Genomic DNA, 15,649 nt, shown 5'->3' on the forward strand with positions numbered 1-15,649 from the left:
TTTTTTATTTATAGTAATATATAAATGTTTTAATAATTAAATTTAATTTATTTAGGAATATAAGTTAATACAGCTTAAAGCATTATTATGAGAATACTAATTGCCGTTACAAGTTCAATAGCCGCATACAAAATCCCAATGATGGTAAGTATGCTTAAAAAACAAGGTCATGAAATAATCTGCGCCGTTACAAAAAATGCGCAGAATATGGTTGGAATTAAAGCTCTTGAAACTATGAGCAAAAATAAAGTAATAACGGATCTGTGGAATGAAGATGATGTTCTAAGGCACATTCATATCAATAAAGAAACGGATATAATGCTTATAGCTCCGGCTGATGCTAACATTATAGGAAAAATATCTAATGGTATATGCGATGATGCCGTAAGCACTATAGCATGCGCTTATACCAACAAAAAATATTTTGCTCCGGCTATGAACCCTTATATGTGGATTAATAAGGCAAATCAGAAAAATGTTAAATATATGATAGAAGAATTAGGATATGAATTAATAAGTCCTGAAAGCGGAGATATGGCTTGCAATGATGAGGGAGTCGGAAGAATGGCAAATATCGATTCTATAATTGAAACTATAACTTCAGGCACAGAAAAATATAATAATATTCATTTTACCATCACTTCAGGAGCCACAAGAGAATGGATAGATCCGATAAGATACATAACTAATAATTCAAGCGGAAAAATGGGAGCTTCCATATATAAGGAAATATATGATAACGGAGGAATATCCACATATATAGAAGGACAGGTTGATGAATCTGTTACGGTTGGAAAGAATGATAAAAAAATTAAGATTGATACCGCAAAAGAATTGCAGGACAATGTATTAAAAGAACTTGATAATACAGATATACTTATTATGTCTGCAGCGCCTTTAGATTTCAGACCTTCCGAATTTTCTGATAAAAAAATTAAAAAACAAAATATAGCCAGTATAGAATTAACCGCAAATGAAGATATACTGGCTTCTTCAAAAGATAAAAAAAGAAGCTCATCTTTAATAGTATCTTTTGCCGCCGAAACTGCAGAAAATGATGAAGAGCTTAAAGAGTATGCCATAGATAAAATGAACAGAAAAAATGCTGATATGATAGTAGCTAATAAAATAAAGGACGCAATTGGAAAAGATACCAATAAAATAACGATTTTCTTTAAAGATGGGAGATTTAAATCATACCCTATGCTTAGCAAAAGAGAATGCGCTAAAGAAATAGTGTATACAGCTGTTTGCGAATGGAAGAAAAAAAATAACATTTGATTGCTTATAAAAAATAATATTATAGGATTTTGTATAATGAGTTATCTTTATGAAATAAAAGAAATTAGTAAAATATACGGACATGGAGGCAGCGCAACTCAGGCGCTTAAGTCTATTAATCTTACAATAGAAGAAGGAAAACTTACAGCCATATTGGGACCGAGCGGTTCAGGGAAAAGCACGCTGCTTAATATCTTGGGTGCTTTGGATAAGCCTACTAATGGGCAGGTATTATTTTTGGGAGAGGATATATCAAATTACAGCAGTAAAAGATTAGCTAAATTCAGAAGAGAAAATATAGGTTTTGTATTTCAAAGCTATAATTTGCTTCCCAATTTAACCGCTATAGAAAATGTGGAATTTTCTACAGAAATAACTGGACTTTCAAGAGATAATGCAGAAGAGGCTTTGAAATTATTAGGACTTGAACAGAGAATAAAACATTATCCTACAGAATTATCTGGAGGAGAACAGCAAAGAGTAAGTATAGCGCGTGCAATAGCAAAAAAACCTAAAGTGGTATTATGCGATGAACCAACAGGCGCTTTGGACAATAAAACGGGAGTTATGGCTCTTAAAATACTTAGGGATTTAAACAAAAATTTAGGAACAAGCATAGTATTAATAACTCATAGCAAGGAAATAGCCAAAATGGCGGATACTGTTGTAAAAATTTTAAGCGGAGAAGTATTAGACAAGTATGATGTGGATAATCCTCTAAATCCAGAGGATATAGAATGGTAAATATAAATAAAATAATTAATGGATAAAAATAAACAATTATGAATATAAAAACTAAACTACTATTTAGAAAAATTAATAAACAGCTTGCAATATTTATATCAGCCGTATTTATAGTAACATTAGCAGTTCTTTTCTTTGTTGCTGTAAAAACCGTATACAGAGATTTTAAGCTATCAGCAGAAAATTATTTTAAAGAAAATATATTAGATGATTTAGCGTTATTCGGAACATTCAATACTAATGATGTAGAAACTTTAAATAAAATTAAGGGTATTGATAAAGTTACTGCAAAACATAGATTTCAGGGAAAAATAGAAAACACTGATGCTATAATATACGGAACTGATAATTCTGAAGATTCAATTAATAAGCCGTATATATACAAAGGAAAATCTAAAATTGAAACTAATGAAATAGCTATTAATAAAAATTTTGCGAATGCTAATTCATTAAATATAGGAGATACCGTAAAAATAACTTTTAATGATGAAACAAACTCTTTTACTATAGCGGCTTTAGTGTCTTATCCGAATTATGTATTTCTTTTTAAAGACGGTGCAAGTACAGCATCCAAGTCTAAAGATTTTGCTGTCATAGAAATAAATGAAGAGCATTTTAAGTATATGCCTTATAATTCAATATATATAAAGTATTCGGAAAATGCCAATAAAAAAAATACTGAAAACTTAATAAGAACTAAATTAAAGCAAAAAATATTTTTCTTCACAGACAGAGAGCAGTCTGTCAATTATATGAATTATGAGCAGACATTGCTTCAAATAGATTCTTTTTCATATATCTGTCCTTCAATACTTCTTTTTATGGCTATACTTCTTCTGTATATCATACAAAGAAGAAATGTTGCAGTTGAAAGAAAGCAGATAGGCATAATTAAAGCAATAGGGCTTACGGATTTTTCTATAATGTTTATGTATATTAAATACTCTTTCTTAGTATCTTTTTTCGGAATACTTTTAGCTTTTATCTCAAATAAATTCCTGCTGCCTCCTATATTTAAAGCGCTTGGAAACATATTTGATATGCCTAATTTTACATACAATGTCTATATAGATCTATGGATAATATCAGCATTAATCATGCTGCTTGTATGCGTATTTTCAAATCTATTGGCGGCTGTTTCAATATTAAAGCTTAATCCCGCTCAATCTATGAGAGGAGAACCTCCTAAAAGCGGCGGAAAAACTCTTATAGAAAAGTTTAAAATTTGGAATAAATTTTCCTTCAATACCAGATATGCAATTAAAAATGCCTCAAGAAGCAAAACCAGATATTTAGCATCTCTTTGGGGAATGTTTGCAGCTATAAGTATGACAATATTTGCTCAGGGATTTAATAATTCTTTTGATTATTTTTTATATACGCTTTATGAAAAATTTGCATTATATGATGTTACCGCTACCGTAATACCTTCAAAATGGGAAGATAATTATGATATAACAACAAATGAAAGTGTAAAATATTATGATAAGGCGGCTATTTATCAATCAAGAATTTATCCTGCTTTTACTCATAACAATGAAAGTTTGTATATACCAGCTTTAATATATCAGGAAGGTTTTTCATCTCTTAATATACCTAATAATGAAAATGCAGAAGATTCAATAATGCTGCCTAAATATTTATCTGAAAAGTTAAATATAAAAGAAAATGATTATATAGGAATAGAATTATATACTCTTGGAAACAGCATAACAAGAAGGGTAAAAGTAAGTAAATTTTCAGACCAGCAAGGTATGTTCTATATTTATATGGATAAAAACTTTGCAGAAAAAACTTTTGAGATTCAAGATGTTTATAATACCTTATTTATAAGCACAAAAACAAACACCTCCAGAGATGAAATAAAAGATATATTGGATGCAAGCAAAGAAGTATCATATTACAGTTTTAGAAATGATGAATATGAAGCTTATAAAAATCAGATAGCCACTATATATTTATTAGTGCAGATACTCATATTCATTGCATTTTTACTTGGAGCCACATCTCTTTACGGAGTGGGAGTTATTACGCTTGCCACAAGAAGATACGAGTTTACGCTTCTTAAAGTTATGGGATACACCACTAAAGAAATTATGATTGCTTATTTAAAAGAAACAATAACACAGGTAATAATTGCAATTCCTTTAGGTATATCAGCAGGATATGGAATATTATATTTGGTAAAAAAACCATTTTCAAGCAAATTATTTTCATTTGTTCCGCATGTATACGAATCAAGCTATATACTTGCAATAGCGCTTCTTATAGCTGTTATATCATTTGTATCAATTATAAGTGCGCATTATATAAATAAATTGGATATGGTGGAAGGATTAAAAGACAGAGAAGAATAAAAAATATAAGAATAAAATATTTATAATTAAAAAGCATAATAAATATTTTTATAAAACAAATCTTTATAAAAGTTATAAAAAATACTTGACTTTTATTATCATTATAGTATAATAATAATCACTTCGCTGGTGTAGCTCAATTGGCAGAGCAGCTGATTTGTAATCAGCCGGTTGCGGGTTCAACTCCCATCACCAGCTCATTTTTTATCCCGCCTTAAATAAAAATACTTATAATTAATATTTCGATAATAAATTATAATCTGTAAGTTTAGGAATAATAATATATGTTTAAATTAAAAGATATAATTAATAAAAAAGGCGTATTTATAATAGCTGAGTCAGGATGCAATCATGAAGGAGATTTAAATACGGCAATAAAACTTGTTCAGGAAGCGGCTAAATCTGGAGCTGATGCCGTAAAATTTCAAAGCTTTACTCAAAAAACTTTATTCGCTTCTAAAGAATATACAAAAACTTTAAAATTAAAAGATAATGCTCTTGATGAAGTTGATAATATAGTATTTAAAAAAGAATGGTATAAACCTCTTATAAGAGAAGCTAAAAAAAATAAAATCATATTTATAACTACTCCTTTCTCAATAGAATCTATAAACGATATAGTTAATTATGATATACCTATAATAAAAATAGCTTCAGGCGATATAGATAATATACCTCTTCTTAATGCTGCGGCAAAAACTAAAAAACCTGTTATAATATCCGCAGGATTGGCTTCAAATAAAGATATAAAAGAAGCTTTAAAAATATTAAAAAACAATGAAACTGCTATACTTCATTGTTCGGTAGAATACCCTACTCCGATTGAGAATGCAAGACTCAACAGAATATCCGTAATGAAAAAACTATTTAAAAACCATATAATAGGATATTCGGATCATACAATAGGTATAGAAGCCCCTATTATTGCGGCTGGTTTGGGAGCAAAAATTATAGAGAAACATTTTACTGCATCTCCTGAAAAAAAGACGGGGGATCATATTATAAGCTTGGAAAAAAATTCTATGAATGAAATGATAAAATCAATTAAAAGCACATTAATAATGCTTGGAGGAGATTCGGCAGCTAAAAACGAACATATATTAAGCAGACAGGAAAAAAAAGAGCTTATATATGCCAAAAGAGGAATTTATCTAAATCATGCTATGCTTAAAGGAGAAGTTATTACTGAAAAAGATTTAATTACTTTAAGACCCTGTATAGGAATAGCCGCTAAATATTATAAAAAAGTTGTAGGAAAGACTTTGAAAGTTGATAAAAAATCAAATACCGCTTTGAGTTTCAAGGATTTAAAAAAATAAAATTTTTATTCATTTTATAGATAATTAAAGTTATTATTGTTTTTTATATAAAATGCAATTTAAATGGCATCATAATAGTTTTTGCTTTCTAAATCCGATTTATCATAATTTTTTATAGGTATTTTATTTCTTATAGCTGCATAAACCGTAGGCACTATAACAAGAGTAAATACTGACGAAACTAAAAGCCCTCCCAGTACAGCAATGGATAGCGGCTTATATATTTCATTTCCGCTTCCCCCTAATAATGCCATAGGTAAAAGTCCTAGTATGGTTGTAAATGTAGTCATAAGCACAGGACGAAGTCTTCTAGGTCCTGCCTCCAAAGCAGCTTCATCCGAGTTTATATGTTTATTGTACATAAGCTGATTCATATAATCAATAAGTACGATTCCGTTATTAACTACTATACCGATAAGAACTATAAAACCTATTGCACTATATACATTTAAAGTCTGATTTCCTATAATTAATGCTGTAAGAGAGCCTGCAAATCCGAAAGGAATTGCTAAAGCTATAACAAAAGGAGCTATAAGGGATTCAAACTGACTTGCCATTACAGCATAAACTAATATTAAAGCCAATACTAAAGCTAAAAACAGCTGTCTGAAAGCCTCATTCATATCTTCAAAATCTCCAGAATAATTAACAGCAAAACCTGAAGGTATAAACACATCTTTTTTTATTTTTTCTCTTATATCAAGCATTATCTTATTTAAAGCGCGGTTATAACCTGATGCTTTTATAGTTGTTATTCTTCTGCTGTCTTTTCTTTCTATTTTTGCAGGTCCGTAGCTTTTCTGCGAATATGCTATTGAAGATATCGGAACTACTGCTCCTGAAGCAGGTATCATAAGTCTTGATATATCATCTATTTTTAATCTGTCGGACTCTCTCAATTGTACATTAACATCTATATCTGTAACATCTGAATTTGCAGGCGTCATAGTTGTAGCCTTAGTTCCTGCAAAACTAGTTTTAATAATATTTGCTATCTGCTTAACATTAACTCCCATTTTTGCTGCAATTTCCCTATTAATATATATTTTTAATTCGGGATTAGAATCGTCTCTTGTAAGTCTGGGATCTCTTATACCTTCTATATCGTATACAGCATTTATTATATTGCTCGCTATTTCTGCTGATTTATCCAAATCATCACCTGAAAGCTCTATTTTTATTTCCTGTGCTCCTCTGTCCGTTCCTGCAGTACCGATTGAAAAAGCTGATACAGGCGATAAATTAATTTTGGCTGGATATGATATTAACTCGTTTCTTGTCATCTCTATATACTCATCAACTGTTTTTTTTCTGCCGTCATTTTTACCGATTAACTGCACTCTTATCTCAGCTTTATTTTCCTCAGAGCCAGATTTTACTCTGGACTGCATTTTATCAAAATCTTTTCCTATAACCGACATTACATTATCTTCCATTCTGGAAACAAAAGTCTGCGTCTGCTCCGATTTAGTACCAACAGGCATTTCCACATCTATTTTAAATTGCCCCTCGTCCGAACTTGGGAATCCTTCCTTGCCTATAAATATTAAACCGAATACTATTACCGACATTATTAATGATAATGAATATATAATAACTTTTTTTTTATTTTTTATAGAATAATTCAAAACAAGCGAATAAAAATTATTAATCTTATCATGCAGATTTTTATTTACAAAATTTTCTATTGGAATTAAAACTTTAATTTTCTTATTTGTTACAAGTCTTGCACCAAGCATAGGAACTATTGTAAGAGCAACAAATAAAGAGCCTATCATAGAAACAGTAACCGTAATGCATAGATCTCTGAATAGCTGTCCCGTACGCCCTTCAACAAAAAGAAAAGGAAGAAATACCGCTATAGTTGTAAGTGTGGAAGCGGATATTGCAAGAGATACCGAAGAAGTGCCTTTTATAGCTGAGGAATATTTACCATATCCATTATTACGGTAATAGAATATATTCTCAAGAACCACAATAGAGTTGTCAACCATCATGCCTATTCCCAAAACAAGACCAGACAGAGATATAATATTTAAAGTAATTCCAATAAAATACATTAAAGTAAAAGTAATGATAATTGATATGGGTATGGAAACTGCTATTATTGAAACCGTTTTTATATTCCATAAATAAATCATAAGTATTATTACGGCAAACAGTCCTCCCTGCCAAGCTGTATTGAAAACAACATTTATAGAATCGCTTACATTATCGGCACTATTGAATAAAATATCATATTCCACGCCTTCTGGAAGATTAAGACTGTCTAACTGTTTTTTTACAGACTTAGATACATTAACAGCATTGCCTCCTGATTCTTTATTTACAGAAACGGATATTGCGGGCATACCATTAACTTTTACTATCTCGGAATCGTCGCTGTATCCCAAATATACCTTTCCTATATCCTTTAATTTTATAGTAGTATCATTTGTCTTAAGATCCACAACAATATTTTCAATATCTTCCGCTGATGTAAACTCTCCCATAGTTCTTAATGTGTATTTATAAACGCCTTCATAAGTATCACCCCCTGATAGATTTTTATTTTCTGAAGAAAGAAGAGAAACTATGCTGTTAATATCTATTGCATAAGCATGAAGTCTATTTAAAATCAAATCTACTTTCATCTCAGTTTTAAGTCCGCCTCTGATTTCAGCTCTTGCAACTCCTGATGCCTGCTCTATTTTATTTAATATCTGATTATCTATAAGGGTATATAAAGCGCTCATATTATCCGTACCGAAGAATGCTATTTCCATTATGGGAGTCATATCTGAGGAAAATTTCAATACGGCAGGAGTATCAGCATCATCAGGAATAGAGTTTTTTATTCCGTCTATTGCCTCCCTTACATCTGAAGCGGCTTGAGCTAAATCCGTACCCCAATTAAATTCTATAAATACATCGGACTCTCCTTCTTTAGAATCGGATGTAATCATATTAATACCGCTTATAGCAGAAACTGCATTCTCCACTATTCTTGTTACAGATTTTTCAACTTCTTCAGGTCCTGCATTTTCATATATTGTTTTTACAGTTATATACGGAAGCTCCATATCAGGTAAAAAATCAACCGCCAATTTACTTAAACTCACAAAGCCTAATATCAATACAGCTATTATACACATAAAAACTGCCACAGGTCTTTTTACAACTAATTCTATAAAATTTTTCATTAATACCTCAATATCATATTTAAGATTGATAATATAATATTTTTAATATTTTTCAATTGATGCGGCTATCTTTTAAATACCGTATTTCTGAATATACTTATTATCATAAATAAGGATAATACGCCAGATGCCGAAATAAGAATAATATTAAGAAAATCAGATAAATCAGCATTAAATTCTGATATATATTTTATTATAACTAATATAATTCCAACTATTCCTCCGAACATACCGTATAACTTTAATCTGTCAAAATATTTTTCTGCAAAAGAATTAAATATATCATGTATATTTTTAGGATTCATTTTATCTATTTTCTCTTTTGCAACATAAGAAAAATCTATAGAATCAATAATTAAATTAATATTATCTTTAGCGCAGTCTATAAACAAATTAAGAAAATAATATTTAGTTTTATTGTCTATAATATCTGGAAAATCATTTCTGAACTTTAATAATATCTTTTTTAATTCAGCATACAAATCATAATTCAGGTTTTCATTTAACTCTAATTCATCAAGAAGTTTATAAAAAATATTCAAATCAATTATATTATCATTATTCTGTACAGCAGTTAAAAACATTTCTATACAGCTTTTTGAATATTCTAAAATATCAGAAAATATATCATCAGAATATTTTTCTATACTTACACATTCTTTAATATCATAAGGATATATACTCTTTTTTATATAGTCTTTAATTCCTAAAGATAGTTTTTCTTTATTATTACATGACTTCATAATTAATTCATAAAAATCATAGTCTGTATTTTTTATAAATAAATCTATATATTTATAAACAAATTTATAATCTATATTATTTACAGCCAAAATAAATAATCTCTCTGAAACATTTGATATAAGCTCCTGATTATTATTTATAATATCATTTAAATATACTCCCAAACTTTCTCTATTATAAAGTTTTTCCTCTCCGAATATATAAGAAATATTCTCTGATAAAATATTTTCATCTAAAAAATTAAAACTTGTATTTATGATGTTGTCTTTCATTTCATCAATAAAACTAGGAATTTTTATATTAATTAAATTTAATATTATTCTGTCTGTTAAATCTATAACCAAATCATTTTTTAAAGAAACATTCTCTATAATCATATCTCTTATTTCATATCTGTTATTATTAAGAGTTTCATTTAATTTTTTATTTATCATAGAAAATATAAATTCATTATTGCTTTTTACAAGATTTAAAATTTCTCCTCCAAACATATCCTTTATTTTTTTATTTCCGTTTTTAGATATTTCATTATTGAGAAACGATATAATTATTGATAATATCCTATCTTTTACCGATTTTGAATTGAGTGCTTTTACAATATTATCTGTTATTATATTTTTGTATTTATTAAAATCTTTAAAATTATTTCTTATTATATTTTGTATTAATTCTTTAACAGTAAAAATATCAATATTTTCTAAAGCTGCTTCTGATATTTTTATAATTATTAAATCTATATTATTATAAACATAATTTATTAATGAATCTTTATTATTCATTACAGCATTATGCATATAATTATTTTTAATAAACAAATTAATAATGCCCGATTTTACAGAATCAATATTATTGATTATAATATATTTTATAGATGAGAATATATTTAATTTACTTATTTTTTCATCTTCAATCATATAATTAAAAAAAATCTTATAATTGTCTTTTATCAAATTCTCTTCTATATCTTTTTTATTATCAATAATATCAAGTATTCCCTCTTTTTCCATAAGCCTATCATTAACAAAATCCGACATTGAAGAAGCAAATCTGTTTTTTTCGCATGCAACGGCTCCCCAAAAAACTTTTTTCTTTATTCCAAATAAAGGTTCATAAGGCTGAAATATGGAATAAATAGCAAGAACATTTGTTATATAGCCTATAAGAGTATATACTAAAGGCTCTGCTATATAATTCAAAAATCCCAAAGAAGGATTAAATGAATTAAAAGGAAATATATAAGCGGTAAGCAAGCCAAATACTAATCCTAAAAAAGCTCCCAATATATTTATAGGTTCTAACTCCTTGCCCATAAAATCATAAGCCATATTTGCTATTTCATCTTTATTAAGCTTTCCCATATTATTTTTTATTGTCTTTATTACAATAGAATCCATTACAGATGAAATAAATACTTTTTCCTTATTAAAAAAACTCATTATTGAATTATATGAATTATTATCAATAAAATAATCTATCTGATTTTCTTTTTTTATTATTATTTCATCAATATTATAATCAGAATATTTATCTATAATACTTTCAAATAAATCAAATAACAATTCAGAAACAGATTCAAAATCATTAAATAAACCATTAATAGTTTTGTCTTTATATTTCAAATAAATATTATTATAAATATAATTTTCTATATTTAGTTTATTTTTACTAATTATAACTGTTATACCTGATGCATTATTAGAAAGTAATTTTTTTAATATTTGAGAATTCAGAGAATCTATTTTTTTATATATTAATGATTCAAGTTTATAAAAATTACTGCAGGCATAATTAATAATTTCTCTTTCTAAAAATACATACAAATCTTTTATAATATCAGAATCTGCTAATACGCTTATATTCATATTTAAAAACTTTTCTATCCAAGAATCAGGAATTTCTTTTATATTAAAAATAATAATATCTCTTACAGAATTTTTTATTATTTTATCATTATCAATATTTTTTAATATAGCAGATATTTTTGTATTATTTAAATAGTTTATTATAGTTTTAGAAACATCATTAACAATATCGTTGGTATTATCCTTATATTTTTCTACATATTCAATAATTTTTTGAATAATCCTGTATCTTGAAGCTATATCCTGAAAAAAAACTTTTCTTATTATCTTTACTATAAACTGCCGAAAAAAACCGTCTATATTTTCTATCTCTTCATCTACAGCTTCTTCTATGATGCATTCCAATTTTGATTTATTTTCATTTATTATAGGCACTATTATATCTATCAATCTGGAAATAATATCTGATATTATAAATTTAATTCTCTCTGCTATATTAGGATTTAATAATTCATATATAGTTTTATCTGTGCTTTTTAATTTTGTATATAAAATATCTATAACATAATAAGCAATACTTTCAAATTCATTATTGTTAACCAATTTATCAATAATAGATTTTATTTCAGAAACATCATTTATAGAAAATAATTCATTTACTTTATTATCAAGCAATGAAAAAGAGAAATCATAAAAACAGTTTTCTATATTTGAATGTTCTATAAAAAATTTTATTAAACTTTCAATTTGATTTTTTTTATTCTTATCTGCGCTATTATCTGTACTTTTTAACTTGTCAAATATATTATAAGTAATTTCTTTTAATATAGATTTATATTTATCATCTTTATTATTATATATTTCAAGCACTGTATTTTCTATTAAATGATTATCTGCTTCATATAACAAAAACTCATTTATCAAATTACTTACTATATTTTTAAACTGATCATCATTTATTATCTGATTTAATCTTATGTTTTTTGATAATTTCTCTAATATTATTAATATACCGTCATTAGTATTTGTTTCAGTCCAATTAATTATATTATGTCTAGTTTGCTCAAAGCCTTCTATATATTTTATTTTGAAATTTGTTTTTAATATTAATTGATTTTTTATTTTTTTAAATAACTCTTTTATATTATTTTTAAATTTATCTTTTTTTATTTCATTGTATACGGAACTGTAATTAATAATTTTTTCAGAAACCATCTTGCTTATTTCATCAATAAACCTGTTTTTCTCTTTTGCTATTATTCCGTTATTAGAAAATAAAGTTTTTAATGCTATAATATTGGTATAATAACCTGAAACTGCACCAAGAAAAGCACCGAATATTAATCTGAAAAATAAATCCATATTGCTCAATTAATAGGCTTCTTCTCAAAAGATTCCAATTCCCTGCAAAACTTTACAAAATCTTCATAAACTGAAATAGACTGCAGATATCTTAAATCAATCATATATTCGGAATAAATATGCCTAAAAAACTCGGCGTCCCAAAGCTCCGTCCTAATAAAGCCTTTTTTATAGTCATATTTATAAGGCTCAAAATTAAATATATAGGTTCTGAAATACTTTACTTTGGCAAAACATAATTTATATATTCTGAATAATATGCCTATAGTGTCGTTTCTATTAAAAAATTTATCTGTAAAAATCAATGTTTTATGAGAGTTTTCTTTTTCCTGATACCAAGAATTATTTTCTTTTTTAAGCTCATATTTATTTATAATATTTTCCATATCAGACGAATAAAGAGATGTAAAATCATAGTCATATCTTACCTCTTTATTAATAAAATCAATATTATCGCATGCTATATAAAAAAAACCATTTGAATCGTCCGATTTAATTTTTATCATAACGGAATATTTTTCAGTATTTTTACAGCTTTTATTAATATATCTGATATCATCTGCGCTGCATATATAAAACACATCATATTCATTAGGACAGGCATTGAAATATTTTGCACATTGAATAAAACATACATTTTTAAAAATAATTTCTATATTATGATAGCAGCTTAAATCGTTGCTTGCTATAATATGCAAATCATTTTCTAAGCGAGATATCATAAAATCAAGCCACATATTATCCTTTATAGCATTATTAATAATCTCTATTTTTTTTCTGACTCTATTAAATTAATATCTTCTATATATGATTTAAACTCTTTTTCCATATATTTAAAATTTAAAAAAGCTGTTTTGTCATCATGCTCTAATATTTTGATGCATATATACTCATTATAAATAAAAAATAAATATTTTCTGCTGCCGTTATAGAGCAAATATCCGTCTTTTGTTTCTTTTATTTCAGCATTTATTTCAGTCTTTATATAATTCATTAAATAAAATATAGAATTATCATTATCATAAATAATTTTTATCAGTTTTAATTTATCTTCTAAAGATATTATTTTATACATTTTATCATTCCGAATATTATATTATTATATTATTATATTTACTGCTATTATAGTATAAAAATATATTTTTTAAAGTATAAAAATTATAAGCTTATTTCAAAAGATGTTTAAATAAATATATGACATCAATAAAAAATTAATTAATGAATATAAAAAAATCCTATGCAGTATAATATTATTTTTTGAAAAATATACGGAACTTTTTATATATTAAACCGTCTAATAAAGAGCAGTAAGAATTAATGAGGGGTGTTTTATGTATAAAAAATTGTATATCATAATAATATTATTATCTTTATCAATTTTTACGGAAGCTTACGGAAGGCATGGAATGGAGATGAGAAGAAAGCATACAGAATTTGATAAAAGATTAGGTCATGATCCTCTGCATTTTTTCAGAAAAATAGGTATAACTCTTACAGGAGAACAAGAAGAAAAAATATACGATATAGCCATCAATTTTATTGCTCAGGAAGAACCTATAAGATTAGAAATAGAAAATATTGACAGAAATATAAAAATTGAGCTTATGAAAGAAAATACCAATAGAAATTTATTAAAGGAATTAATAAGACAAAAAAAAGAGCAGGAAGCTTTAAGGGATTATTTAAGAATAATAAGAGATTTAGATATTATAGATGTTCTTACCTCAGAGCAAAAAGCTATACTTAATAAAAAAATGAGAGATAGATTTTAAATTATGTTTGGTGCTGAAATTATGTCTTATGAAGATAATCTGGAAGCTTTCAAAAGAGGAGATGAAGAGGCTTATAAAAAACTTATACAAATATATAAAAAGCCTCTGTTTAATTTAGTTTACTCTATTATTTGCAATAAAGATGAAGCAGAAGAAATTGTGCAGGATACTTTTGTAAGTTTCTACATAAAAAGGGAAAGTTTTGAGGGAAGAAGTAAAATATATACTTGGCTTTACAGGGTTTCTTTTAACAAAGCGGTAGATCATATAAGAAAAAAAGAGAGAGAAAAAAAATACAGATTAAAAGAATATAGAAACTCTGAAATACAGGAATCGGAAAATGAAAACAGCATAAATAAAATTATATTGGCTCAGGCTCTTTCAAAATTAGAAGATGATTTCCGTATTCCTCTGATTATGACAGAATATGAAAATTATTCATACGATGAAATATCTGAAAAACTAGATTTGCCTATTAATACTGTCAGAACCAGAATATTCAGAGCAAGAAAAAAACTTCTTTCTATTATGAAAAAAATGGGGGTGAGTTTATGAAAAATAATCATGAATATTATGAAATGCTTATAAGCAGATATAAAGATGATGATTTAAATGCAGATGAAATCTCCGAAATGGAAAAACATTTATCTTCTTGCAAATCATGCAGGGAGTTTAAATATGAAATTAATTCTATGTCATCTATAATTCTTGGAATAAAGCCGATTAATAAGAAAAGCATATTCAATACTAAAAAATTAATTGCTTATACGGCATCTGCAGCAGCCTCTTTAATAATATTTGCAGGAATATATGCTGTATATAATAATCTAAACAATAATATTAATAATAATGCTAAATTAGTATCTTCTGATTTAAATAATAAAGATTCTAAATTATCAGAGAATAACAATAATTATACACCTTTATCAAGCTATTTCAGTTATAACAATGATAATTCCGAAGAATATTCTGAGGAAATAGAAATAATGTCGGCTTATATTTATTATACAGCAAAATAGTATTTATTAAAAAATTACGGGCGTCTTAACAGTTTTAAGATAATAAAATATCTTCAGATTAAAATAG

General features: G+C 26.7%; 11 protein-coding genes and 1 tRNA gene. 8 read left to right on the plus strand and 4 right to left on the minus strand.

The genetic code is table 11. The features are described from left to right. The first annotated feature begins 87 nt into the window (after nucleotides 1-87). The 5 genes from coaBC (at nucleotide 88) to QZ306_RS08355 (ending at nucleotide 5,701) form a co-directional block, all read left to right on the plus strand. Nucleotides 88-1,281, plus strand: a complete 1,194-nt coding sequence (coaBC, locus tag QZ306_RS08335; protein ID WP_295162968.1) for a bifunctional phosphopantothenoylcysteine decarboxylase/phosphopantothenate--cysteine ligase CoaBC — start codon at nucleotides 88-90, stop codon at nucleotides 1,279-1,281. A 36-nt stretch (nucleotides 1,282-1,317) separates the two neighbouring features. Continuing rightward, on the plus strand, nucleotides 1,318-2,025 hold the full coding sequence (locus tag QZ306_RS08340; protein WP_295162970.1) for an ABC transporter ATP-binding protein: 708 nt from the start codon (nucleotides 1,318-1,320) through the stop codon (nucleotides 2,023-2,025). A gap of 35 nt (nucleotides 2,026-2,060) precedes the next feature. Beyond that, on the plus strand, nucleotides 2,061-4,382 hold the full coding sequence (locus QZ306_RS08345; protein ID WP_363322625.1) for an ABC transporter permease: 2,322 nt from the start codon (nucleotides 2,061-2,063) through the stop codon (nucleotides 4,380-4,382). A gap of 125 nt (nucleotides 4,383-4,507) precedes the next feature. Then, a tRNA-Thr gene (locus QZ306_RS08350) sits at nucleotides 4,508-4,580 on the plus strand. An 86-nt stretch (nucleotides 4,581-4,666) separates the two neighbouring features. Further along, complete coding sequence (locus tag QZ306_RS08355; protein WP_295162975.1) at nucleotides 4,667-5,701, plus strand: N-acetylneuraminate synthase family protein; 1,035 nt, start codon at nucleotides 4,667-4,669, stop codon at nucleotides 5,699-5,701. A gap of 59 nt (nucleotides 5,702-5,760) precedes the next feature. Here QZ306_RS08355 and QZ306_RS08360 read toward each other — a convergent pair whose 3' ends face one another. The 4 genes from QZ306_RS08360 to QZ306_RS08375 form a co-directional block, all read right to left on the minus strand. Beyond that, nucleotides 5,761-8,883 carry an efflux RND transporter permease subunit gene (locus QZ306_RS08360; RefSeq protein ID WP_295162977.1) on the minus strand — a complete coding sequence of 1,041 codons (3,123 nt, stop codon included), beginning with the start codon at nucleotides 8,881-8,883 and terminating at the stop codon, nucleotides 5,761-5,763. A 65-nt stretch (nucleotides 8,884-8,948) separates the two neighbouring features. Continuing rightward, nucleotides 8,949-12,791, minus strand: a complete 3,843-nt coding sequence (locus tag QZ306_RS08365) for a DUF445 family protein (RefSeq protein WP_295162978.1) — start codon at nucleotides 12,789-12,791, stop codon at nucleotides 8,949-8,951. Between the two features lie 5 nt (nucleotides 12,792-12,796). After that, nucleotides 12,797-13,513, minus strand: a complete 717-nt coding sequence (locus QZ306_RS08370; protein ID WP_295162979.1) for a hypothetical protein — start codon at nucleotides 13,511-13,513, stop codon at nucleotides 12,797-12,799. Nucleotides 13,514-13,557: 44 nt separating this feature from the next. After that, complete coding sequence (locus QZ306_RS08375; RefSeq protein WP_295162981.1) at nucleotides 13,558-13,866, minus strand: hypothetical protein; 309 nt, start codon at nucleotides 13,864-13,866, stop codon at nucleotides 13,558-13,560. 256 nt (nucleotides 13,867-14,122) lie between these two features. On the opposite strand from QZ306_RS08375, the gene QZ306_RS08380 reads away from it, so the two are divergent. From QZ306_RS08380 to QZ306_RS08390, 3 genes are read left to right on the plus strand one after another with little or no spacing between them, the layout of a single operon-like run. Next, nucleotides 14,123-14,563, plus strand: coding sequence for a hypothetical protein (locus QZ306_RS08380; RefSeq protein ID WP_295162984.1), 441 nt, complete (start codon nucleotides 14,123-14,125; stop codon nucleotides 14,561-14,563). 3 nt (nucleotides 14,564-14,566) lie between these two features. Beyond that, nucleotides 14,567-15,118, plus strand: coding sequence for an RNA polymerase sigma factor (locus tag QZ306_RS08385; RefSeq protein WP_300747652.1), 552 nt, complete (start codon nucleotides 14,567-14,569; stop codon nucleotides 15,116-15,118). Further along, a complete protein-coding gene (locus tag QZ306_RS08390) occupies nucleotides 15,115-15,582 on the plus strand; it encodes a zf-HC2 domain-containing protein (RefSeq protein WP_295162988.1) in 468 nt (155 codons plus the stop codon). Before QZ306_RS08385 ends, QZ306_RS08390 begins: the two co-directional genes overlap by 4 nt. Nucleotides 15,583-15,649: the final 67 nt, after the last annotated feature.

This window comes from uncultured Brachyspira sp. (genome assembly GCF_910588665.1).
In the GTDB taxonomy this organism is placed as follows: domain Bacteria; phylum Spirochaetota; class Brachyspiria; order Brachyspirales; family Brachyspiraceae; genus Brachyspira.